This is a genomic window from Streptacidiphilus alkalitolerans (assembly GCF_042511045.1).
Classification (GTDB): Bacteria; Actinomycetota; Actinomycetes; order Streptomycetales; family Streptomycetaceae; genus Streptacidiphilus; species Streptacidiphilus alkalitolerans.
The window spans coordinates 93,457-118,039 of record NZ_JBHEZX010000013.1 but is presented as its reverse complement, the minus strand read 5'-3'; the positions used below and the strand labels follow the sequence as shown (position 1 = coordinate 118,039).

Here is a 24,583-nt window from a genome sequence, read left to right as displayed (position 1 = left end):
ATGGGATTACCAAGTCGCAGATTGACCCGTGGACCCATCTGCTTCACCTTTGGAAATACTGCAAAACAAGATGCTCGGAATTCTATCAGAGCCATTTGGATCTGGGGTAAAGACGGACAGATTGACGCAGGTCGAGAGAGTCCATCCCCAGGGGGGAACATCTTGATCACCATGTAGCCATGGCAAGGAGTCCGCCGGAGGGGGTCGAGTGTTCGGCACAACCGATCCCTGAGCCGGCAATCGGTCCAAGGCCCACGGGTGGGGTGGATTGCCGTGCCTGCTCCTCGCGTGGCGAGGGCTGCTTCGCGCCTGCCTCGCAATAGCGGGCGGCGCTTCAGGGAACATGCAGGTCAAGGCGGTGTGTGCGCCTGCGCTCTGAGAGTGCTGCTGCAGGTCAGCCATCAAGCAAGGCTGAACCCGTCGACCGAAGAACCTGATTGCGTAGGTGCGGGAGCACCTTGGGGAGTGTGTATGACGAGGCTCTCGTACGCCGCTGGACCGAAACTGCGTGACCAGTGAGCCTCCGACGGCTCAGTCTCCTGGGATCGCCGCGCCGCGCTGGTGGGAGGTGTGGCTGCGTGATGGTCTGAGGCTTCTGCGTCTAGCCGGTACGCTTCAACCTGCGGCAACGGGCCGCAGCACCCTGATCGGAGGAGCACACTGAACGCGGCAGCGAAGGCGTCTGGGAGTGCCAAGAAGCCAGTGTCCGGCGCGGTTAGCGCCGCAGACACTCATCGTGTCATAAGGCTCCCGAAAGACACTCTGAGCAGCTACCCTGTCCTCATGGGTGACCGCGACGGATTGCTTATTCCAGTAAACAAGCTCATCGAGTTCAAGCCGACTAGGCTTGGTGAATTCGCACTTGAGTTCGCCAAGGCGGCGACCACTCTGAGCGGCCTGCCGCAGACTGAGGTCAGGGAGCGCCTGAAGCAAGCTGCGGAAGGCTGTGAAGATCAAACTTCTAGTGGCAAGGCGTTTCGTGCAACTCTGTTGATCCTCAGGGACTACGTGGATTCCGGCTACTATCCGCTGAGTCAAGATGGAAAAGTATTCGTTGCTTCTTTGCTTGAAGCGCGCAATATCGGCACAGCGGGGCGTGGGCAGGCCCTACGATTGCTTTATCGGCAGGCGCGCTCCAATGCACTTAGGGAGCCTGTCCATCGCAAAACTCTCGATCGCACCTTGGATATTGTCAACCGTCTTGACTATAGGCCGGAAAATTCAATTGAGTCGCTTATCGAGGGTGCCCCCGATCTCCAACTCACGGTAGCCCAGCACGGCACGCAAAGAATGCTCTGGCGTGCCGTCCGCTCGACCTGGTCGATGACGCCCGACGCAAGTGCTCCGGGGCGGGAAGTGTCGATCCTGATTACGGACCGAAAGACTCCAGATACGCCACTCGGTGTTGCCCAGTTCAGAAACGTCGTGCCGGAGATTCGATGCCGAGATTCATGGCTTGGCTTGACGTCACGTAACAGTGATGGAGGCCCTGGCGGATACATTGACCGATTGGAGGCGGGCGAAGACCAGAACGAGCGACTGCGCGCGACGAGCAAGGTCTTGCGCACGCTTCTTGCGGCAGTGAACACGGAGGGCTTGCCTGAACTCGGCCTAGCGGGAGGGCAGCAGCAGGCAGCAGCCCTGCAACTCCGCTCCGCTTCCTACCGCCTGGCATACAACGATGCACGCAAGAACGGCAAGCGGGCAGAGGCCCGTGACCTTCTGGCGAAGACGAAACGTGCGGAGACGGCCGCCGAACTCAGCCTCGGGTTGGCCGGATTGGCCGCGTGCATCGATGCAGAGGCTCCTGTGAAACTCCTTCGAGAGAGTGCGGCCACACGCAAACTTGTAGATGCAGGACTGCGCAAAATCTGGCACTACCATATGGGATTCGTCGCGCTTGAGATGAGTGTCTGCGGGGCAGCGCCGCCGTTCGGTCCTTTCCGTCTTGGCAAACTGGCTGCGGCCGTTGCGGGGAGCGAGGTAGTCCTATCAGCATGGGGCAGAGACCGGCCTCTTGGGGAGATCGCGGCGACTGTGTACCGCCCTGAGGTGCGGGCCCTGCTGCCCAATCCTGGCCCCCTCGTTGTCTTCACGAGTGGTCTCTACCCCGGACACAGTTCCCAGTACAACCGGGCCTCCAGCGGCGGCCGGCGCTGGCTCAGGATCGGGGAGACCCGCGGTTTTGGCTCCTTCCACATCGCGACCGACACCATTGACGCCATTGACAAGTACAACGAGGCAGCTGACGGTTACTCACATATCACACGGAGCTTCGGAGAAGGGGCAAGTGCTCGATTCCGTGCCATCGGCAGGGCCCTGTCGTCGCTCGGCCTCCCCGATCTGCGTCGGCATGACACACGACGACCGTTGTACGCTCTTCCGCTGGTGGAGGACCCAGGAGCTGTTCTCCTGGGCTGGGCAGAAGCAAGCAACGTGGTGGGTGCTAGCGAGACTGATCTGGCGAATGAATGGTGGGAGCGATGGGTCCGACCTCGGCGTCACGCCCTGGCACAACTGGCACACCAGACGCCTGATCTACTCGATGAACTGTCAGGATTGCTCCGCGAGGTTGGTGCAGCGCCAGAGCAGAACGAGCAACTCAGGCTCGCCCTATGAAGCGATCTTGGCCAAGGTCCCCTCCATTGTCAGAGGTGTTCTGTAGCGTGTCCTGAGGACGCCTGCCGTACTCACTGAGTTGTGGAGACTGTCATCACCAGGACAAAGCTGACCAGTGATCTTACCGCCCTGTTCAAACGGGGTGAGGTCTACGCGGACTCGTGGTCCACCGAGGTCCGACGCCAACTCAACGTCGAGGATCCCCTCGTGGATCTTGTCGCTAAGCGCCTGGACGACGGGTGGCACGTGGTCATCACTGGGAATGCCGGTGATGGCAAGAGTCATCTCGTGGTCACAGCAGGAGAGTTGGCTAGAAACCAGCGCGTGGAGGTCGAGGCAGACGACCAACGACCCAAGCCTCTCACCAGCGAGCATCGTCTCTTCATCCGTGATGCTGCAACGCTTGACGATGAGGCCATCCTTGCTTGGACCGCAGCCGCCCAGTCGGCAGGTGCCCAACTAGTGATCACGCTCAACGAAGGACCCCTCACTTCACTGGCAGCGCGTCAGGGACAGGGGTTCTACGAGGAAGTTCGTCGAGTTGCTCACGCGCGCGCGCGGGGGGAGGACGAGTCTGACCCCGAGGGCGTGCTTATTTTGAACTTGGCAGGTCGGCAACTCGTATATGCCGACTTTGTTGCTCAGGCCCTGGCTCGCTTGCTGCCCGCAGTGGTCCCATGTGACACATGCCATGATGACCAAAGATGCCCTAGGACAGCAGGACGTGATCTTCTTTCTGAATCCGAAGAAGCGGTCAGCCGGCTGACCTTCCTGCTACGGCTTCTTGGACAATCTGGGATGCGGCTGACCGCTCGAGAACTCTGGACCTTTTTGTCGGACCTTTTCTTCGGATGGACGTGCCCCACGGGATCACGTGATGTCGACAAGTTGCCGGGATGGTGGTGGGGGCGAGTATTCGAACGCTCGAGCGCGATCGGAAGGGCGATCGGTCGGGAGTTTGACCCGATCAGGGCAGCCGACGCCAACGTCGACAGCCGTCTCTGGCTAGGCGATGCCAGTGGATTGGGGATTCCAGAGCGCACTCCTTTGCTGACCCCAAGAAACCTGCATGGTGCGCATCCTGCAGATGCCCTGGGTGCCTTTGCATCCGCCAAGCGAGCGTGGTTTTTCCTCACGCCGAGCATTGATGCCGAGAAGATGATTGATCGACAGTCGCAGATCCCGAAATACGCGCAACTGATCGAAGAGGCCGATTCTGTGGGGCAGCGGGCCGTGCAGCGGATGATCCTTATGATCAATGGCCATAGGTTGAAAATTAACGAAAGCCGTCAACTCTACCTTAGTCGACACCATCGGCTCACAGCTATAAGCCGACCTTCGCTCATTGCCGCGAGTGAAACTGCCAAGGCCGACGACCTACAGGTTATGCTCCCTTATCACGCTGAAGCGCATGGTATTTCGGATGCAGGATTTCGCCCGACGCGTGTAGAGCTCTCCTGGAAGGGAGGGCGAGGTGCAGTCTTTGCAGTCGACTATCAATCATGGCTGCAACTGAAGAAGCCTCGCTCAATCTATTCAGACCGCGAACAAGAGGCCCTGGATACGGCACTTGATCTGTTCATTGGTCAAGCACCCGTTAGTCCTGGGTTCGACCCCGAGATCGTAGCTGTCGACCACTCGACCGGGGTGACAACAAGGATGACTGTGCGAGGCGGATCGAATCCAATGTTTGAGGTGGCTCCCTCGTGACATTCATCGCAGGGTTGAACTTGACGGAATGGTTCAAGGATAGCATTTCGTCGACGCTTGGATTTACGACTGCCACAGTTAACGCCGAACCGGTTCATATTCTTAATGGCGTGCTAGCGCAAAGCCTGGAAGGGCCAAGGGCACCGAAGCTTGCACAAGCACTTATCTCCAAGAAATCTGGATCGTGGGCGACGAGCGATAGCATCCTGCGTCGTACAGCTGAGCGTTCAAACATTCCGCTGGTACTTCCCGCCGACCCTCTTGAACTTGGGTCCCTTAGGAACCTTCTACGGGAACTTCTTGGTAGCGATGGTGCTGTATTCACGGCAGAGCAGTCTTACCAGGTAGCGCATCCGGGTTTTGTTACTACTGATCGCACGGGTGCTCAAATGGGCCGCCTATGCGCTTCCCTATTGCTTCACCATGCGCACGCTGGGCCGGAAGTAATGGCTTTGGCAGAGCGACTGTGTAGCCCTCAGCCGAACCCGTATTGGGCTGTCCAGTCCGCCCTTGTCGGCGAACTCACTATAGATCAATTTTCAATTCCCGAGGTCGAGCCTGTTCCATGGGCACACGACGCGAAGACTGATCAATTTGCAAATGATCTCGGTGGGTTGCTTCGGCGCACTGTGCAGCTTGGCTCGGTGGCGGCTGACAGTCTTGATGCCCTCAAGGTTTTGGCCAACGCTGCGGAATTTGTTTGCGTCCTGGCTTATGCGCAAGTGCCGAGCTTGATGATGTATGGCGCTCATACACCATTGCTAGTTGCAGTCTCACAGGACGCTCAGACTGTCAGAGACGCATCTGCACGCGGGTCGCTACCGTCCGTGCACGCGGCAATGGATACTTGGGTTGCATCGAGACTGCAGAAAACCGTTTCCGAACGACTCGGCGCCGAAGTTACTGACAGATCCACTGTTGAGAGTTTCCTAGCGTCCACCATTCCCTACGGAAGAGGAGCCCAGCAGAAGAGGAGCGAGAAGAGCCAGAAGGTCATCGAGAAATCAAAGGAGATGCTGGCCCAGTATCTTCCAGTGGGATTGTCGGGTGAGTTTGACCTTAGTGAACCTGCTGCGCTAGCGCTACTCGATATGTTGCGCGCAACCATGGCACAGGGCTATTCTCACTGGTTTGAGCATCACGCGAAGCGTTGCGGATTTCTTGCACCCAGGCGCGGACGCACGATCAAGCGCCTATGTGTCGAGGCGACGCTCGCCACCACCTTGGTTCTGGCGGCTGTTGAAGAGGACGAGGCGAGTCTTCCCTACAACGAATGGCTCACGCGCCTTCACTCTCGATATGGAATCATCGTTGGGCCGGCAAGCCAAGCTCGCCATATGTCGCCGAGAGCTTCCGAATATGATCTCGAAGAGAACAGAGATGCGCTTGCCGTCTTGCTTACACGCATCGGCTTGGCCCGCGCGTATAGCGACAATACCGTAGAAGTGCTCAATCCACTTCAGATCTGGAAAACTGCGTGATGGACTCTCAGAGCGGAGAGATGATGCCGTCGATGAACGCCGGTGAACTTCTGACTTCGGTGATTGCCGAATCGATCACCCAGAAGTATAATTCAGGCGCTGGATTCATCCGCCTGCCTCAAATGGTTGAGTCAATTTCGTACGGTGAGATTGTTGATAGTCTCACAGTCCGTTTTTCAGATCTGCGTGTCGCTGATTTCACTAAATCGCTCCCCGAGTCCGACCGTATTACTGGTCACGTGACTCGAGCGATTCATTGGCGAAATAGGGGATACTTTCCCATGCTAATTCTCGGAGATTTGCATCGCAATCGCGCTCAGGGACTCGCGGGTGTGCCGCAGATCAACGAAGTAGAGATCCGGTATGGCCTCTTCCGTCTTCTGGCGGCTAATCAGGAAAATGGGGTTAGCCACAAGGCGGTTCAACTTTTCGACGTTCTTCGCCGTCGAAATATTCCTCTGGAACTCGTTGCCGACTACTGCGTTGCGCTTTCCCCGCTCCGCCCAGGTAGCGGAGATACTGCCCGTAAAGAGCTCTGGCGGCTGGGTCTGTTGCCTGATGAGCGCTTTTCTCAAGACATCAATCTCGCTCGAATTCAACTCAACGAGCAAACGGTCGACATCATCCGGAACGCGGATCCCGCGACCCTTCAGCGTCTAATCGCAGCTTCGACCCCTTCATACGCGAGACTTCGCACATTCGCGAGGCAAGGGGACCGGGAGTTGTTGAAATCCCTGAATCTCGATGAAGTTAGGGGCGCACTACTGTCGGCGCAGTCCAGGGCAGGAGTCTCTCAAGAGGAAGTCGGAGAAGAAGAAAGCAGAACCAGCATTGTCGACGTGGCTCAGTCAGGCGAGATCTCAGTGGACGACTTGCTAGAGGCTGTTCGGAACCATGATGGTTCTGGCACCCTCGATGTCAATGGCCAAGACATCGAGTGGGAAGCAGTCAGTCCTGCGGAAGTTCTCGACGATCCAACCTTGACAGGAGACCAGCCCACGCCGGCATCCGTCGGCGAAGGGTTTCTCGATGAGGACTTGAGTGAGACCAGCGGGGAGGACTGGCACTCGGGATTCTATGCATCGATCGCGGGTGGAGAGACTGCCAAATTCGGCACGGTAACTGCATGGCATTCATTTTCTGACGTTCGCACGAGGCTTGAGGACCTAGCAGAGAACGCTCCTATTTCGGGCAGGCGTGCACTAGACGCCCTCAATAGGTTGATTGAAAGGCGGGAGTCTCTCACTCCTTACATGGGATCGATTTTGGCTAAGGGCGTTGAACTCTTCCTTGCCTTTGATGAGTTGCTTTCTCGCGCCGATGATCTAATTCAGGCATGGGAAGACCTTTGGTCCGCCATGGGAGAAATGCGCGCTGAACTGCCTAAGCGCGAAGCTCCGTATGTGCGGCATTTGGCGAACGCGCTGACCATTGTTGATCTGGTGATTGAGCAGGGAGAACGCGGGACAAGGGCCAGGGTTCTCCCGCTGCACCCGGTCGTGCTGGAACCCAGGGTCCGTGCCGCAACCCTCTTCAGGGAGATGCCAGAAACGCCCGACGGCGATTTTCTAGAGACCGTCGCTGCGAACCTTGACCCAGCTGCTCCGTCCCTGGGGATCGTGGTGGGTAAGGACCCGGAAGCCCTGGCTTTCTCTGGAATCGCGGGCACCGGCGAGCCGGTCTATGGACGTCGGCGGCTTGCATCGGGTACACCAGAGACAACTCAAGTACTACGTCAGGTTATCGATCGCTTTCTAGTCGTTCACCCTTTCGCCGTTCTGAGTCTCTGTATTGCTCTCGTCGAGCCGACCCCTGAAGTGGCAAAGCGACTGTACGAGCAACTACAGGACCCGAAGTCCTGCGCAGCAGAGCAGATCACTCTGAGGATCTACGGCGTCAGTAACGTTGAGGAAATCCGTTCGAAGCTCGCGGCCACGGCCGCTGAGCACGATGATCGGATGCGCGTCCAAGTCGAGATTTTTGAGACTGTGCCTACGGCTGAAGCCCTTAAATCGGGCGGGGCGCCACACCTGGCCGTCCTTTTTGATCTTGCAGATTCCGGGACGGCAGGCTTTGGCGAGCTTTTCTCCTCTCCCCACCAGGGCAGTGTGGTGACTCAGTGGGAATTTGTTACACACAACAAAACTACCGTAATCAAGCCATCTGCATCAGGGCGACTTGCTTCTCTCCTTATTAAGCAGGCCGATCTGTCTAGTGCCGGACAGGTTGAGCTTGATCGCAGTCCGCTTCTTTCACAACAGGAAACTGATCGCCTTTCGTACTTGGGGAATGCGGCGAGTTGGCTTGTTCTAGTTGAATCAACTAGTGCGTTGGCAGCGCCAGAGGTAATCGATCCTCCCGAGAGTACGGTAGATCTAGCAGACGATGAGCTGGAGCGTCTCCATCTCCTCGGTCGGCTCGGAAGCGGTGCACATACAGCATATGTATATTGTCGTGACCTGCGACTTCTTGTGGAGCCCCCGCTGCAGATGATGCAAGGGAATAGCTGGCTCGACCCAGAGCCGGATAGCCTTTTGATGTTTTTGGCCAACACGGTTAGGCGAGCACTTCCTGAAGGGTTGCTTGGATTCTTTGGAATGAAGGGGGCTCTGGGAGATGACGCAATTCTCGGCAGGGTAGGTGTGGCCGCCGTACTTGCTGATCTCCAAGAGGACGAAGATAGTCTGGTTCTCAGCCTGGATACTGACGCTGCCAGAAAATGGCTTCAGAGAAGAAAGAGTAATCGGCGGGCGGACCTCCTTCAGCTCAAGTGGACCGATGAAGGTCCACTTGTGAAGGTAATTGAGGTGAAGGCGACCAGCGATCCGCTTATCGATGGAAACCTTCCGCCCCAGGTCCTGGAAGACGCGCCGGCTCAGGTCATTGAAATGATGGAGGTTCTCTCCGGAGTATTCCATCAGTCTGAGAGGGATCCATTTGCAGCAAGTCGCAGGGAAATCCTGAAGCGTCAGGTTTTCCTTGAAGCATTGCAGCAATGGGAAGATATCCGGCGTGTCGATTGGGCAGAGTATCGTCGCCGAGTGGTTCGCCTCAACGATCTTTTCGACAGCTCCGATGAGAGTGATTTGGTCACCATTCAAGGCGAGGTGGTTTTGGTCGGCATCGATGCGCCCGATTCAAGCTATCCTGAGCACATCGGCTCTAAGGGACTGCCTCTAAAGGTCTTGGGTGGCGACTGGTTGCGCCAAGCCCTACGACATGGTCGTGACACCGTGATGATCCCAGCAAGCCTTGGAGACTTGCTGCCTTCCCTGGTCGATCAAGTCAAGCCAAGTGATGCTGGCGAGCAACAGGCTTTTGACCTGAAGGGGGCAGATCTCGCGTCAGCGGATGTATTGGCCTCAGACGCTGAGCAGATTGACTCCCTTATTCCTCTGGAGAAGGCAGCAGAAGAGCAACAGGCGACGATCGTCTCGGATCTATTGGACGGCGTGGAGAGGGAGGAGCTTGCGCACCAGGTGGTTTCGGCCCTGCGGGCGCGGAACGTCCCTCTGCGTCGACTGGAAGCCGGGGACATCACTGTTGGCCCCTCTGTGCTGAGAGTTCCATTTGAGCTTGAGCCGGGGGCGCGGCTGGCCGTTATCGCCAATCAGGAGACTGATCTGGCGAGGGATCTAGGTGTTACCGGTATTCGGGTGGACAATCTTCCGGGTCGCGCGCGTTACGCCGTGTTGGAGATCCCACGGCGTCAGCGGTCGATTGCTGCCGTGACGGGACTGTCAGCCCCCGATGGAGAAACGCTTTCGGTGGCTCTCGGGGCCGACTTTGAGTTTCGCCCATTCTGGGTTCCAGTGCACGAATTGCCACATTTGTTGATCGGCGGTACTACAAACAGTGGCAAGAGTACTCTTCTTCGATCTATGCTCTGGCAGCTGACCCGTTTGCATTCTGCGACTTCTTTGGATCTGGTATTGATTGACGGAAAGGGAATCGGCGATTTTCGCGATCTTGCGCGAACGCCTCAAATCCGTCGAGGGTCCGACTATCACGTGGGTGCGTCTGGAGCCCTAGATCTGCTTGCTGAGATCGTCGAGCAGCGACTCCCCGAGCGTGTTGATGACTTCAACAGGTATGCTGACGCCGCTTTGTCGAGGACCGAGCCTAAGATCATCACCGATGTTGTTGGGTTGATGGCAGATGCCGCCGAACGTGGTGTTGAAGCGCCGCTGCGTCCGCTGGTGATCGTTATCGACGAGTTTTCCGAAATCTCGTTGTCCACCTCGGACAGGCGGCGTTTTGAAACGCTTGTGACTAGATTCGTTCAGCGTGCTCGAGCAGTAGGTGGACACCTCATCGCAGCAACCCAGCGTCCCAGTGTTGAAGTTGTTCCTGGAATCATGAAGGCCAATTTTGCTCGACTTTCTCTGCGAGTTCAGACCGCGATTGACAGTAGAGTAGTCATCGATGCCCTGGGTGCTGAGCGACTTCTCCCCTACGGGGACATGCTCTTCGCTTCACCGGGGCGGGGCTTGGTGCGACTTCAGGGATACTCAGCGGCTGGGCCCTACCCGCCAGTGGTGGAGCATCAGTGAGAGGTAAACTCTGGTAAACGGGCGGCGTTTCCATGCGGGCCTTGATCAAGTTCCGTAGTGGTCCGAATTGTTGGTGACGCCCACCGGTCACCGTGCAGTCCCGACGAGAGGGCGCCGGTCGGCTAACTCGCAGCTCACACGGCGACTGTCGCGGCGTGCGATAGCGTTTGAATGGACTCTGGGTTGAGGGGGTTTGGTGATCGACGGTGAGTATGCGGCCGCGCTGCGGGAGTACTCGCTGGAGGTGCTCGCGGACTGGCAGGGGATGAAGCGCTGGCGGGCGGCGGAGCAGTTGAGGGCAGCGTCGTTCAGCAATGCTCGGGACTACGCCGGTCGCTTCTTGCTGGAACTTCTGCAGAACGCGCACGACGCGCACCCGCGGCAGCAGCACGACGGTCGGGTGCATGTTCTCCTCGACGAGGACGACGGCGAGTTCGGCTCCCTGCTGGTCGGCAACGGCGGCACGCCCTTCACCTGGGACAGTGTCGAGGCTGTCTGCAAGCTGGCGATCAGTGAGAAGGTGGTCGGAGAGGGCATCGGCAACAAAGGAGTGGGGTTCCGGAGCGTCCTGCAGATCACGGACGCACCTGAAATTTGCAGCGCCCGCAGTGCGGGGCCGGGCCCCGTGGTGCTGGATGGCTACTGCTTCCGGTTCGCCCTGGAGGAAGAGCTGGCGGCTCTGCTAGAGGACCGGGATACGGCCCGGCGAGCGATGAAGGAACTGCCGCCGCTCCAGATCCCCTATCCGGTGGCCGAGGTGCCGGAGTCCTGTGAACGACTGGCTGCGGCGGGGAGCGTGACCGTGGTCCGGCTCCCGCTGCGCCACGCGGCCGCGCTCACCGAAGTGCGCCGCCGCCTGCAGGAACTGGCTGCGATCAAGGTCCCGGTGATGCTTTTCCTGGACCGGTTGTCCTGCCTGGTACTGGAGCGGCGTGTCGCCGGTGTGGTGGAGACCGTCAGCGAACTGACCCGCGTCGAGCGGCCGTTGGACCTGGTTGACCCCTCCCCGGCTGGCGCAGTTTCGCTCGCCGGGGTCGACCTCGGTCCGGCCGGGCGCTTCGTGATCGCCCGCCACACCGTCGACGACGACCGGCTGCGGTCCACCGTCGAGGCGGCGGTGGACCTGGGCCGGCTGGACGAATCCTGGCGGGAGTGGGCTGAGCCGGCCGTGGTCGAGGTGGCGCTGCCGGTGGTGGCCGCCAGGTCGCGGCGTGGGCAGACCTTTACCTTCCTGCCCCTTGGGGAGGGAGTTCTCGCACCCTTCCCGGGCCATCTCAATGCCCCCTTCTACACCAAGATGGACCGTACCGACCTGGACCACGAACACCCGCTGAACAGACTGCTGTTCGAGTTGGCAGCCGAGACTTGCCTGTCGGCGTCGGAGTACCTGCGAGCGTTGCCGGAACTGCGGATGCGGCAGATGGCGGTGGACCTGGTGAGCTGGGAGTGGACGGGTAGGTACGTGGGACTGCTGTCGGCGGCGGCCCAGCGGGTTCACGGCCGTGATCTGGACGAGGTGCCCATCGTGCCGACGGTGCGGAGCACAGGCACTCCGCAGGAAGAGCGCTGGGCAACGCCGAGGGAGGCGACGCTCTGGCCGGATCATGAACTCGCCCTGCTCACAACTGAGAAGGCGCACGCGGTCGGAATCTCCGTGGTGGATCCGGAGGTCGGCACCGACCGGCTCAAGCGACTGGCGGCGGTGTGCCGGGCGCTGAAGTACCCGCTGGATCCCGAGCCGTCGGAACTGGCGGAGTTGGTGGAACGGATCGTGGCTGCCGTGCCGCTGCCCAGGCCCGGCGAATCCTTGCAGGGATGGGACGTTCTGTATTCGGATCTTGCCACGCTCTTCGATGGCAACGGGGAAATGTTGCGTGGACGAATGATCCTGCTGGCCGAGGACGGGACGCTGCGGAGCGCGAACGGCGTCGGCGCCAACGGAAAACCGGAGCAGCGGCGGCAGGCGTTCTTCCAGCCCGGGCCCGCCGCACGCGGTGACAAAGGGACGCCCGCGGTGCCCGCGGTGCTCGGCAAGCGGCTCTTCTGCCTGCACCCCGATTTGAGCTGGGCCGAGAACGGCGACGGCGGGCACCGGCAGCGAGCCCGGTTCTTCCTGCAGTCGGCCGGTCTGGTCCGGCCCTTCGACTCCACGGGCCTGCTGGAACACGTCCGGCTGGCCCTGACCGGCAGCACGGACCAGAAGCTGCGATTGCAAGCCCTCCGTTTCGTCTTCCGGCTGTGGTGCTCGAAACAGCTCACGGGGGAGTCGGGGCTGCCCTCGGTGGGGCTGTATGTACCCTCTGCGGACGGGGCGCTGATCAAGGCCTCCGGGGCGGCTTTCGGCATGGGATGGAGGGGTACGACCGGGGACGACCTGGCGACGGTGGTGGCGGACGGGCGTGAACAGTCGGCTGCGCTCCGGTGGATCGCGCAGCGCCTTATCGCGCCGCCGGACGAAGTGGTGAAGCGGGGCGAGACTCTGGACGAATGGCGCGACTTCCTTACCGCCCTCGGGGTCACCGACGGACTGATACCCGTCATCACGCCAGGGGCCGGGCGCCGGGCCAACGGCGGAGCCTTGACGACGCGCAATCTGCTCAGGATGGCGAGCGTTCCCAAGGGGGTCGACGAGCAGTGGCTTGCGCACATGGGGCGGTCGTGGTCCACCGCGTGGTACCCCCAGACGCCTTACAATGGCGGCCACGCCTACCGGCTGCCGGGTCAGGAGGTCGTGGGGCGGCTCGGCGAGGCGGCCCGCCTGGCGTACGCCCGACTCGTGCTGCGCGGACTGGCGACCTGGAAGTCGGATCGTTTCACCACGGTCTGGACGAGTGAGAGCAGCCGCAAGACGGACCACGAGCTTGTACCAACGCCATTGGAGGCCTTCGTCCACGGGCAGCCCTGGCTGCCCGTACGGGGTGCCGGCAGCGCTGTGCGCTGGGTATGCCCGGCCGAGGCCTGGTACTGCCCGCCCGGGGCGGAGGATGAGTCCGCCTTCGCGCCGACGGTCGACCGGCGGCTGCGCTACCTGTTTGAGCCGAAGACCGTTCGGGATCGCCTCGGCAAGGCCGGCCTGTCCAACTGGGGAGATCCCGAGCACAGCGCGCGCCTTATCGTGGCCCTCGGCCGGCTCCTGGAGGACGGCGCGATCCGCGGCGATGACTGGCCCATGGCCCAACGAGCCAACGAGCGTGCCTGGAAGGAACTCGTCGCACAGCCCGACCCTGAGCTCCCGGAGAACGCCGTCCTGCTCGCCGAAGCGGGCGACCGGATGGTGGCCATGTCCCTCGCCGAACTCGCTGACGACAGCGCGGTGGTGTACGTCACCGGCGACCGCGACAGCCTCGCCGCCCGTCTGATCCGCGAGATGGAACAGCCGCTGCTCGTGCTCCCGGGCATCGCGCGGCAGGCCCGTGACCTGCTCGAAGAGATCTGCTCCGGCACGTTCCGGACTGTGGACTCCCTGGAGTTCTCGGCCACCGTCGACGGCGAGTTGGTGGACCCGGCGACTATGGGTGAGCCACTAGTCGACGAATACCCCTGGCTGACCCTGGCGATAGCCGCACTCGCCGATCACGATCCACACGCACCCCGGCCGAGCGATACCGCCCTCACAGAGCTGACGGGCGCGCTCCGCGCGGTTCGACTGCACCGCTACATCGACTGGGAGGTCACCCTCGACAAAGAACCTATCACCGTACCGGACCGGCTGGACGGAGTGCTGCCGCTGTCCGACGCTAAGCACCCACTGCTGCTGACGCGGGAGGGCGACCGGAACTGGCGCGAGGTCGCCCGGTTCTCCGTCGCCATGGCCGACCTGATCGGACACCGCGGCTTCGGCGACCGACTGCAACTGGCCGCTCTGAAACTCGGGGACGCCCACGCAGACCTGCGGGAACCGTCTGAGCAGGAACTCGCCCGGGCCCTTGGCCTCTCCATCCACCAGCTTGACCAGACCGGCCGGCGGATCGACGGGGCGGTCGGAGGCGTCCTGCAACGCGGCTACCCGCTGCTCGCGCACTTGCTCGGCCAGCCGAAGGCGGATGAGCTGACCGACCCAACACCCCGCGACGTCCAGGACCTCACCGCTGTGCTTCGCTCCTATGAGAACGAACTTCCGTTGGTTGCTGAGCAGTTTGTCGGTGAAGCCCGCGTGGCCAGGTCGACAGACGAACTCAGAGCGGCGCTCGGGATCGACTTCGCTGCGCTGAACCACACCCTGGCCACGCTGGCTCCGCGGTACCGGCCGATCAGCCACGGCGAGGCACACGAGGAAGCACTTCGGGCGTTCGTGGACCTGCACCGAAAGGAGCTGCTGAACCGGCTCCGCTGGTCAGCCCTGAAAGATTTCGACGCCAGGCGACCGCCGGCCGACTGGCCGGAGCTCCGCACCCTCGACTGGATCACCGCGCCCTCGGATTGGGCCCTGACCGTCGACGTCGCGGACACCGCGCTGCTGCGGGCGCAGGTCGAAGCAGCACTCGCCGTACGGCTGGGCGGGCCGGCTCCGGAGACGGGAGACTCGCTGCCGCCGATCGACCATGCGCGCGGCCGGAACAAGAGCGTGATCGCGGGCACAGCAGAGGACCTCGCCGCCCTGGTGACGGCGTCCGGGCGGACACTTCCCGCAGCACTGGCAGCCCCCTCCCCGGCAGAGCAGATCACCACCCGGTTGGAGGCGGTCGGTGCCCTCGACTTCCGCGTGCTGGGCCCGGACGATGTGGTCGCCTGGCTGGCCACGCTCGGACAGTGGCCGGCTGGCCTGCCCTGTACGGCTGACCTCGACCGCCACGGGCTGACGCCAGAGGACCTGGACCAAGCGCGGAACGAGACGAACCGGGCCCGCGCAGCACGGGAGCGTGCCCGACGGCTCATCTCGGTGGGAAGCCGGGAACTCGACGTGCACTCCGGGGACTTCACCGAACTCAACGCCGTCCTGCGCGAAGCGCTGGAGGGCAGGCCCGAGCTGGTCGGCGGCAACCACCACTTCGCCCACCTCACCCCGCTCGCGCCGCGAAGCAGGGAAAGCCGCGCCGGGCACCGACCGGGCGGCAGCCGGAGCCGTGCCGACAGCGGACTATCCCAAGCCCAGCGGACAGCGATCGGGTACGCGGGCGAGTGGTACGCCTACCACTGGCTGTGCCGCCAGTACCCCGGCACCGACGAGAGCAGTTGGGTATCCACCAACCGTCGCGGCGCGTTCCCCGGAACACCGGGGGATGACGGACTGGGCTTCGACTTCCGGGTCGGCTCAGGTAAGCAGCCGCGGATGTTCGAGGTCAAAGCGACACAGGGGCAGGGCGGACAGATCGAACTGGGTGAGAGCGAGGTCCGGACAGCCCAGCAGCATGCTGGCCACGACCGTTGGCGGTTGCTGGTGGTCACGTCGGTCCTCGATGCCGCGCGGCTCCAAATGCACATGCTCCCCAACCCCTTCGGCGCGCGGGGGCGCGGGTACTACCGGGAGGAGGGAGGTGCGTTGCGCTTCACCTATCGCTTGTGATTCCGAGCTGCCGTTGATCGCGCCGTGTCGATCCGCACGGGGGTCTGGCCGGATAATCACCAACGGGCGAGTCCGGAGCAGGCTCCCGCACGTCCACGAAGGCGGTGATTTTCCGGCCAGACCCAAGGAATGCACAGAACCGCTGAGCCCGGCAAGGCGCAACTCCACCCGGTAGCGGAGAGACGAAGCGTCCAGCGCCGCAAACGTGGAGACCGTGCTGATGAGGTGCTGCCATGCCCCAGAATCCACAAATTGTGCTAAATGGGATGCAAGCGAGGTGGTCCGATGCTGACTTATGCTGACTTGATCGACATTGCAAGCATCTGACCTGCGAAAACGTGGCGAACGAAGTGGTGGTGGAACTTCGTGGCCCGCACCGGTGAGGAGATCGGGCAGGCCCGCGAGGAGTGGATGAACGGCGACCGCTTCGGCACCGTCCACGGGTACGACGGCGCGCCGATCCCGGCTCCCGCGCTGCCCCCGGTGCCGCTGAAGGCCCGGGGACGCGAGCGCTGACCCTGTGGCGGGGGAAATCGGAATCCGGAGATTCTCAGGCGAACCACCAGGGTTCAATGCGCAGATTTGCCACAGTGGGCCGCATGCGCCCGTCCCGGCCCCATGCGCAACATTCGAGTTTTCCCTTGCGACGCCTATCGGCCTGTCGTAGGCTGCGCTACGAAAAGCATGAATGCCGCCAAAGGCCATGTCCACCGGGTTGGACGGCCACGTCCCAGGCTGCTTCGGAATGGCTTTGTGCCGCCCAGGAAAAGCTGCTGGTGGGACCCTTCCCTGCATCACGCGCTTGAGGGGGGTGTGTGGATGCATTTCCTTTGATCTGCCTTTTTCGGTGAACTGTAGAGTATACGTTCGCTAACGAACAGACATGCCTCGCCGCTGCGCGCTGTCCGTTCGGATGACGGTTATGGATCTGCTCGGAAAATCGGAGGCCAGCAATGTCGGAGTTCACACCCATGTCCGCCCGTACGAATCGGCCGGCCGAAACCTCCCGCGTGCGGGCGAGCGTCCAGACCTCTCTTGCCCCGGGGGCGGTCGACCTGCCGACGCTCGTGCCGATGATGTTCACCTTCCTGTTCCGGAACATCGCCAGCGACGGTTTCCTCTTCAGCGATCCGCAGTCGCCGGGCGACGTCTCCCGGGACTCGAAGCCGGGCTGCGTCATCGCCGCCCCGTCCTTCCCGGCCGACACCCCCGGCATCGACGAGGACTACGTCTTCAACTGGGTGCGCGACGGGGCCATCACGGCGATGGAGGTGGCCAAGGCCGACCTCCCCACCCGCCCGGGCGGGACGGTGCAGACGCTCAACGACTACGTGCAGTTCGCCGACCTCTGCCACTCCAACGCCCGGCCGCCGTTGACGAAGGGTCATGCCTGCTTCAACATCGCCGGCGACGCCCGCCCGTGGACCGAGCAGAACGACGGCCCGGCCCTGCAGACGCTCACCGTCCTGGCCGCCTACGACCAGCTCGACCTCGGCACCCAGAAGCGGGCGGTCGACCTGGTGAACGCGAACGTGGCCTACCTCCTCGGCGTCTACCGCGACCCCACCACGAACCTGTGGGAGGAGCACAGCGGGTACAGCTTCTTCGCCCGGTCCGCCCAACTGCGCTGCTTCGAGGCGGTCCAGGCCTCGGCCGTCGTCGGTGTCGACAAGCCGACCGGGCTGCGGCCCGCCGTCGACTGGCTGCGCCAGGCCCTCGCCGACCACTGGGACGGCAGCAAGTACGTCAGCATGATGGCCGACCCCGGCGACGGCTCCCAGCCCTCGCCGCAGAACCCGGTGGTCAGCGGCTACGACCCGAACATCGACATCGTCCAGGCAGCCGTCTACGGCGCCGTCCCGGTCACCGACACCAGGCTGCTGGCCACGGCGGCCCAACTGCGCGCGCAGTGGGAGGAGGGCGGCATCGCCTTCTACCCGATCAACAAGGCGGACAAGGAGCAGTTCGGCATCGGGCCGCTGTTTGGCCGCTACCCAGGGGACGTCTACGACGGCGACACCGCGCACCCGGTGCTCGGCGGCCACCCCTGGGCCCTCTCCACCTGCAACGTCGCCGAACTGCACTACTCGCTGGCCGCCGCGATCAGGTCCAGCGGCGCGGTGCCGGTGGACGACCTGTCCGGGCCCTTCTTCGCCCAGTCGGGCATCGACGCCTCGACCGCCCCGGCGGTGGCCGCCGCGGCGCTGACGGCGACCGGTGACGCCATGATGCAGGCCGTCGTCTACCACAGCGACAACCTGGAGCTCTCCGAGCAGTTCGACGGCAGCTCCGGCTACGAGCGCAGCGTCCACAACCTGACCTGGAGCTACGCCGCCTACCTGTCCGCCGTGCGCGCCCGCGCCGGGGCCGTGTGACCCATGGCCGACCGAGAGGAGGGGTGACCGCCCCATGTACGCGAGATTCCCGGACGGGGCGGCGCGGGCCACCGATCCCGCGGCGGCGGCCGAGGTCGTCTACGACGCCGTCGTGGTCGGCGGCGGGATCGCCGGCGCCCTCATCGCCTCGCGGCTGAGCGAGGCCGGCCGCAGGGTGCTGATCCTCGAAGCGGGTCCGGCCGAGGACCTCACCCTGAGGGGCTACGAGAGCTACCTCGACCGCTTCTACTCGGCGGTCAGCAAGGACAACCAGTCCCCCTACCCGGTCGCCGCCAACGCCCCGATGCCCCGCGGCACCGACGCCCGGCGGATCTTCCCCGGCGCGCCCGACGCCTCGGCCTACCTCGTCCAGAGCGGGCCGTTCGCCACCGACACCACCTACACCAGGGTCCTCGGCGGCACCACCATGCACTGGGAGGGCAAGACGCTGCGGATGCTGCCCGAGGACTTCCGGATGCGCACGCTCTACGGCGAGGGGGCCGACTGGCCGCTCGGCTACGAGGACCTCGCCCCGTACTACAACGAGGCCGAGCGCGAGATCGGCGTCTCCGCCGACGTGGCGGACCAGGACTACCTCGGGATCACCTTCGACCAGGACTACGTGTTCCCGATGAAGGGGCTGCCGCTGTCGTACCTGGACCGCATGGTGGCCCGGGACCTGGACGGGATGCCGGTCGAACTCGACGGTGAGCGACGGGAGTTGAGGGTCCGCCCGTTCCCGCAGGGGCGGAACGGGATACCCAACCCGGCCTACGACGGCGGTAAGGGCTATCTGCCGCGAGGGGCGGTGAGCACGTACCAGGTCGAGGTCGGCGGGCGCTGCCAGGGCAACAACAACTGCGTGCCCATCTGCCCGGTGCAGGCCAAGTACAACGCCGGCAAGACCCTCGCGGCGGCCCTCCGGAGCGGCCGGGTGGACCTGGTGGCCCAGGCGGTGGCCTACAAGGTGCACGTCGACGAGCAGACCCAGCGGGTGACCGAGATCGAGTACCGCCGCTACGACCGGCCCGACAGTCCGGGCTTCACCACGATGCGGGCCCGGGGCCGGCTGTTCGTGCTGGCCGCCAACGCGGTGGAGAACCCCCGGCTGATGCTGGCCTCCGGCCTGCGCGGTTCGAGCGGTCTGATGGGGCGCAACTTCATGGACCACGCCTACCTGCTGGCGTGGGCCCTGCTGCCGGAAGTGGCCGGCGCCTTCCGGGGCACCAACTGCACAGGCGGCATCACCGACCTGCGCGGGGGCCGGTTCCGCCGCCGCCAGGCGGCCTTCAGCGTCGACATCCACAACGACGGCTGGGGCTGGGCCAGGGGCGCGCCGATGACCGACCTGATCGACCTGGTGGACGCCGGCGGACGCTACGGCGAGTCGCTCCGCCAGGGCCTGGTGGACCGGGTGTCCCGTCAGCTGCAGTTGGCGTTCATGGTCGAGGTCCCCGCCAACCCGAGCAACCGGGTCACCGTGGACCCGGAGTTCACCGACGACCTGGGGAACATGCGGCCCATCCTCACCTACGACATTCCCGACTACACGATGCGGGGGGTGGCCTACGCCCGGCAGCTGTCGCGGCGGATCTTCGCCCGCCTCGGGGCCGAGGACCACACCGAGTACAACCCGAACTTCTGGGGCTACTCGGTGTACGCGGGCGAGGGCTACGAGATCCGAGGGGGCAACCATCTCGCCGGCACCCATGCGATGGGCAGCGACCCGTCGGCCTCGGTGGTCGACGCGGACCAGCGCTGCTGGGACCACCGGAACCTCTACCTGGTCGGCGGCGGGAGCATGCCCACCGTGGGCACCTCGAACGTGACGCTCACCATCGCCGCCCTGTGCCTGCGCAGCGTCCGGGCCATGCTGGCCCAGCTCGACTCCGAGACCGCGCCGATCGAGGTCGGCTCCAACGGCACGGCCCAGGGCCGGACCCAGGAGGTGTCCCGGTGACCGCGTCGACCATCGGCAGCCGTGACGACCTGATCAGCTATCTGCAGGCGGCGCTCGCGCTCGAACACGCGACCATCCCCACCTATCTGACCGCGTACTACTCCATCCGCTCCACCACCAACTCCGACGCCGCCCACATCATCCGGGTGACCGCGGTGGAGGAGATGCTGCACCTGGCGCTGGTCGCCAACGTCCTGAACGCGGTCGGCGGGCAGCCCGACCTGACCCGCCCCGGCTTCGTACCGGCCTACCCGGCCCACCTCCCGGACGGGGAGCAGGACTTCACCGTCGACCTGCGGCCGTTCTCCCCCGAGGCGGTGGAGACCTTCTGCAGGATCGAGCGGCCGGGCCGTGCCCCCAGCGCCGACGCCCGGCTGGTGCCCACCCCGGACCGGGAGCGGCCGCCCCTGGTCGCCAGTCCGACGGCCGAGGGCATGCACTTCTACAGCATCGGCGAGTTCTACGCGGAGATCATCGAAGGGCTGGCGGAGCTGGCGGCCGGCGACCCCGAGCTCTTCTGCGGCAAGCCGGACCTGCAGCTGGGGCCCGAGTACTTCTACTCCGGCGGCGGGGTGCTGATCACCGTCTCCGACCTGGACTCGGCCCAGCGGGCGCTCCGCTTCATCGCCGCCCAGGGCGAGGGCCTGGACTCCGGGATGTACGACGCGGACGGGGAGCTGGCCCACTACTACCGGTTCCGGCAGCTGCAGCTCGGCCGCTACTACCAGCTGGGCGACCGCCCGGACGCGCCCTCGGGCCCGCCGCTCGGCATCGCCTGGAACGAGGTCTACCCGGTGAAGGTGAGCGCCCGGCTGGCCGACTACCCCGAGGGATCCGAACTAGCCGCTGTGGCAAGGGAGTTCAACGCCGATTACGGAGCCTTCCTGGCCCTGCTCACCAGGGCGTTCAACGGGGAGCCGAGCCTGCTGGAGGAGGCCGTCTGCGACATGTTCCGGCTGCGCGACGGGTTCAACCGGCTGGTACGCAATCCGCTGCCGGGCAGCGACGGACTGCATGCCGGGCCCACCTTCGAGATTCCGACCGACCGGGCGGTGGGGTGATGAGCAGTCAGTCGTTCAAGGGGTTCCTGCTGCTGTCGGTCGACCTCACCGCCTTCGAGGAGTCCGACCTGCTCGGCACCGGGCTGGCCCGCCAGTACCTGGCCAAACTGCGGGCCACCTGCGGCGACAAGGTGGTCGCCGCGCTCCTGGACGCCCACCGGGCGGCCCGGGCCGACGCGGGCGGTGCCGCTGCGGGCGACGACTCGACGCCGCTGGACCGGGCCCGGCTGGACCGGGCCCTGCGCCACCGGATCTTCAGCGACGACTGCCTCGGCCCGGTGGCCCGCAATGTGATCAAGCTCTGGTACGCCGGGATGTGGTACGGGCTGCCGGCCGGGTGGATCGACACCTACGGGGCCCACACGGCGGCCGAGACGTCCACGGTCACCGCCGCCTCCTACCAGGAGGGGCTGCTGTGGCGGGCCATCGGAGCCAATCCGCCGGGCGCCAAGGCACCCGGCTACGGCTCCTGGGCCCGGCCGCCCCGGATCGAGGAGCGCTACCTGAAGGGGACGATCCAATGACAGGACTGGCCGACCGCCTCGGCCCGGACAAGGTGAAGCTCGGGGTCTGCTGCACCCTGTGGTGGAACGACGACTTCCCCGCCATCGACGCCGGCGTCTCCTTCGAGCAGGCCGTGAGCGAGATGGCCCTGGCCGGCTTCCAGGGCTGCAGCATCGGGCACAAGTATCCCGCGGACCCGGCCGTGCTCAAGGCCGCGCTCGACCTCCGCGGCCTGCAGGTGTCCGAGCCCTGGACCAGCACCTACTTCACCGTCAGCAGGATGCGGCAGAAGACGGTCGCCGCCTTCGAGGAGACGCTGGCCCACATCGGGGCGCTGGGCGGGACCGAGCTGGTGGTGGCCGAGTTCGGCGCCTCCTCGCACCTGCTCCCGGTCGACGTGTTCGCCAACCGGCCGGTCTTCACCCACGCCCAGTGGGACGCCCTGGCCTCGGGCCTGAACGAACTCGGCAAGATCGCCAACTCGGCCGGGATGAAGCTCAGTTACCACCACCACATGGGCACGGGCGTGATGACCCGGGCCGAGGTCGACCGGCTGATGGCCTCGACCGATCCGGCCCTGGTGCACCTGCTGCTGGACACCGCCCACATCGCCTTCGCCGGCGACGATCCACTGGACCTGGCCAGGGCCCACGCCGACCGCATCGGCCACGTCCATCTGAAGAGCATCCGGCCCGAGGTGGTGAGCCGGGTGCGTGAGGAGGGCCTGTCCTTCCAGGAGGCCGTCGAACTGGGCGTGTTCACGGTGCCCGGGGACGGCGCGATCGACTTCCGGCCGATCCTCGAGGTGCTGGCCGACGCCGACTACCGGGGATGGCTGGTCGTGGAGGCCGAGCAGGACCCCAACAAGGCCCTCCCGCTCGCCTGTGCCAAGAAGGCCCGGGCCCATCTGGCCGACGTCCTGGGCTGGTAGCGGACCGTCAGAACAGCGAGGACACCAGGGATGAACGCGATACCCGGACGAGACGTATTCTTCAGCTTCTTCATGTTCACCGCCGACCTGAGGCCGCAGGACCCGCGCTACACCAGGATCCTGATCGATCATCTGAAGGCCCTCACCGACATCGGCTACGACGGCTTCGACGTGCACATCGCCTCCCGGCCGGAGACCGTCGACCACAAACTCGAGACCGACGGCTACGTAGCCCTCAGGAAGGCGTTCGACCAGGCGGGGCTGCAGGGGGCGAAGTTCACCACCAACGTCGGGACCACCCGCACCTTCGACCCGACCTCGCCCTACGAGGAGCAGCGCCGGCAGGCCCTGTCCTACCTCAGGTCACGCGTGGACATCACCCGGATCCTCGGCGGCGACTCGATCATGTCGGGGCCGTTCCTCTACCCCTACGGGGTCTTTCCGCTCACCGACACCGGGGAGCCGCTGTGGAGCGACGCCCTCCAGGACTGGATGGAGCCGCGCTACCGCTCGGCGCGTTCGGTCTTCGAGGACCTGGCGGAGTACGCCGCGGCACGCGGGGTGACCCTCGCCATCGAACCCGTCAAGAGCTGGGAGACGCCGCCGCCCAACATGGTCTCGGAGGTACTGGACTTCCTGGAGGGCCTCGGCCTCCCGCAGGGCGGGGTGACCGTCGACACCGCGCAGGTCGTGATGGAGAGTCAGGGCCCGGCGGTCTTCCGGGAGAACGTCGCCCGGGCGGCGCGGCAGGGCCGGCTCTCCTACGTCCACATATCCGCGCCCGACCGGGGCGCGGTGAAGGACAGCTGGATCCCGTGGGACATCGTCCTGGACGAGATCGAGCCGGTCTACCGCGGGCCGTACCTGATCGAGGTGTTCAACGCGATCCCGCCGTTCGACAGCTCCATGCGGATGGCCCGCCGGCGCTTCTGGCGGCCCGGCGAGGACGAGCCGGTGCCCCACGCCGACAGCGCCTACGACGTGGCGCGGGCCGCGTTGGAGGAACTGCGGGAGCGGACCACTGCCCGGGGAGGGGCCCGGCATGCAGACTGAGGCCACGGATCCCCTCGTCCTGGTGGTGAAGCGGACCGGTGATGTCCGTATCCACACCTTCGTCTCCTCCTTCGCGGCCGGCAACATCGCGAACGCCACCCACATCGTCGAGACCAGGAACCAGCTGGTCCTGGTCGACGCGCAGTTCCTCACCCCCTACGCCAGGGCGTTCCGGGACTACGCGGACAGCCTCGGGAAGCCCATCGAGCGGCTGTACCTCTCGCACCGGCACCCCGACCACTGGTTCGGCCTGGGCGCGGCGTTCAGCGACGTCACGGCCTACGCGCTGGCGGAGACCATGGGCTTCATCCAGGACCACGGGGAAGCCTCGATCAACGACCACTGGAAGCTCGGCGACCTCGTCCCCGACCGCATCGTGGTGCCCAAGCACGCGGTGAGCCCCGGCACCGAGACCATCGACGGGGTGCGCTACGTCTTCGACCTGGTGACCGACACCGAGATCGACTTCCAGCTCACCATCGGGCTCCCCGAACTGGGGGTGTTCTTCGCCCAGGACCTGCTCTACAGCGGCACCCACCTCTATCTGACGAAGCACCTGGACCGCTGGATCCGGGTGCTGCGGGGCCTGCTGCTCTCGGACTACGAGGTGTTCCTGCCGGGCCACGGCCTGCCGGCCGACAAGAACGAGGTCGCCCGCAACGTCGAGTACCTCTCGGCGGCCCGGCAGGCGATCGCCGGCGGACTCGCGGACGACGCCTTCAAGGAATTCCTGCTCCAGCGGTATCCCGAACGCAGATGCCCGGGAATCTTCGACATCTACCTGCCGCGGCTGTTCGGCGGTGCGAGCGACTACTGACGACACGCGGAGGTGT

Annotated in this window: 13 protein-coding genes; all 13 read left to right on the top strand. The window is 64.2% G+C overall.

All coding sequences use genetic code 11. The features are described 5' to 3' along the window. Positions 1–783 precede the first annotated feature (783 nt). The 13 genes from ACEZDG_RS26525 to ACEZDG_RS26465 all read left to right on the top strand — a co-directional run bounded on the left by ACEZDG_RS26525 (position 784) and on the right by ACEZDG_RS26465 (position 24,567). Positions 784–2,619: a Druantia anti-phage system protein DruA gene (locus ACEZDG_RS26525; RefSeq protein ID WP_380513884.1), complete on the top strand. Its 1,836-nt coding sequence runs from the start codon at positions 784–786 to the stop codon at positions 2,617–2,619. Between the two features lie 81 nt (positions 2,620–2,700). After that, positions 2,701–4,329 carry a hypothetical protein gene (locus ACEZDG_RS26520; RefSeq protein WP_380513882.1) on the top strand — a complete coding sequence of 543 codons (1,629 nt, stop codon included), beginning with the start codon at positions 2,701–2,703 and terminating at the stop codon, positions 4,327–4,329. Next, positions 4,326–5,810: a hypothetical protein gene (locus ACEZDG_RS26515; RefSeq protein WP_380513881.1), complete on the top strand. Its 1,485-nt coding sequence runs from the start codon at positions 4,326–4,328 to the stop codon at positions 5,808–5,810. The genes ACEZDG_RS26520 and ACEZDG_RS26515 overlap by 4 nt, the downstream gene beginning before the upstream one ends. 32 nt (positions 5,811–5,842) lie before the next feature. After that, complete coding sequence (locus ACEZDG_RS26510; protein ID WP_380513879.1) at positions 5,843–10,363, top strand: DNA translocase FtsK; 4,521 nt, start codon at positions 5,843–5,845, stop codon at positions 10,361–10,363. Between the two features lie 196 nt (positions 10,364–10,559). Further along, entirely contained in the window at positions 10,560–15,866 is a 5,307-nt protein-coding gene (locus ACEZDG_RS26505; protein WP_380513877.1) for a sacsin N-terminal ATP-binding-like domain-containing protein, read from the top strand. 366 nt (positions 15,867–16,232) lie between these two features. Beyond that, complete coding sequence (locus ACEZDG_RS26500) at positions 16,233–16,382, top strand: pirin (protein WP_380513875.1); 150 nt, start codon at positions 16,233–16,235, stop codon at positions 16,380–16,382. A gap of 557 nt (positions 16,383–16,939) precedes the next feature. Next, positions 16,940–18,241 (top strand): glycoside hydrolase family 15 protein, encoded by a 1,302-nt coding sequence (locus ACEZDG_RS26495; RefSeq protein ID WP_380513873.1) that lies wholly within the window; start codon positions 16,940–16,942, stop codon positions 18,239–18,241. Between the two features lie 34 nt (positions 18,242–18,275). Then, complete coding sequence (locus tag ACEZDG_RS26490; RefSeq protein ID WP_380513871.1) at positions 18,276–20,201, top strand: GMC family oxidoreductase; 1,926 nt, start codon at positions 18,276–18,278, stop codon at positions 20,199–20,201. Beyond that, positions 20,198–21,262: a ferritin-like domain-containing protein gene (locus ACEZDG_RS26485; protein WP_380513869.1), complete on the top strand. Its 1,065-nt coding sequence runs from the start codon at positions 20,198–20,200 to the stop codon at positions 21,260–21,262. The genes ACEZDG_RS26490 and ACEZDG_RS26485 overlap by 4 nt, the downstream gene beginning before the upstream one ends. Then, the gene (locus tag ACEZDG_RS26480) at positions 21,262–21,786 is read left to right on the top strand and encodes a hypothetical protein (RefSeq protein WP_380513867.1); all 525 of its coding nucleotides are present in this window, start codon (positions 21,262–21,264) and stop codon (positions 21,784–21,786) included. Before ACEZDG_RS26485 ends, ACEZDG_RS26480 begins: the two co-directional genes overlap by 1 nt. Beyond that, the gene (gene iolE, locus ACEZDG_RS26475) at positions 21,783–22,697 is read left to right on the top strand and encodes a myo-inosose-2 dehydratase (RefSeq protein ID WP_380513865.1); all 915 of its coding nucleotides are present in this window, start codon (positions 21,783–21,785) and stop codon (positions 22,695–22,697) included. The genes ACEZDG_RS26480 and iolE overlap by 4 nt, the downstream gene beginning before the upstream one ends. A 30-nt stretch (positions 22,698–22,727) precedes the next feature. Beyond that, complete coding sequence (locus ACEZDG_RS26470) at positions 22,728–23,750, top strand: sugar phosphate isomerase/epimerase family protein (RefSeq protein ID WP_380513863.1); 1,023 nt, start codon at positions 22,728–22,730, stop codon at positions 23,748–23,750. Next, a complete protein-coding gene (locus ACEZDG_RS26465) occupies positions 23,740–24,567 on the top strand; it encodes an MBL fold metallo-hydrolase (RefSeq protein ID WP_380513861.1) in 828 nt (275 codons plus the stop codon). The genes ACEZDG_RS26470 and ACEZDG_RS26465 overlap by 11 nt, the downstream gene beginning before the upstream one ends. Positions 24,568–24,583: the final 16 nt, after the last annotated feature.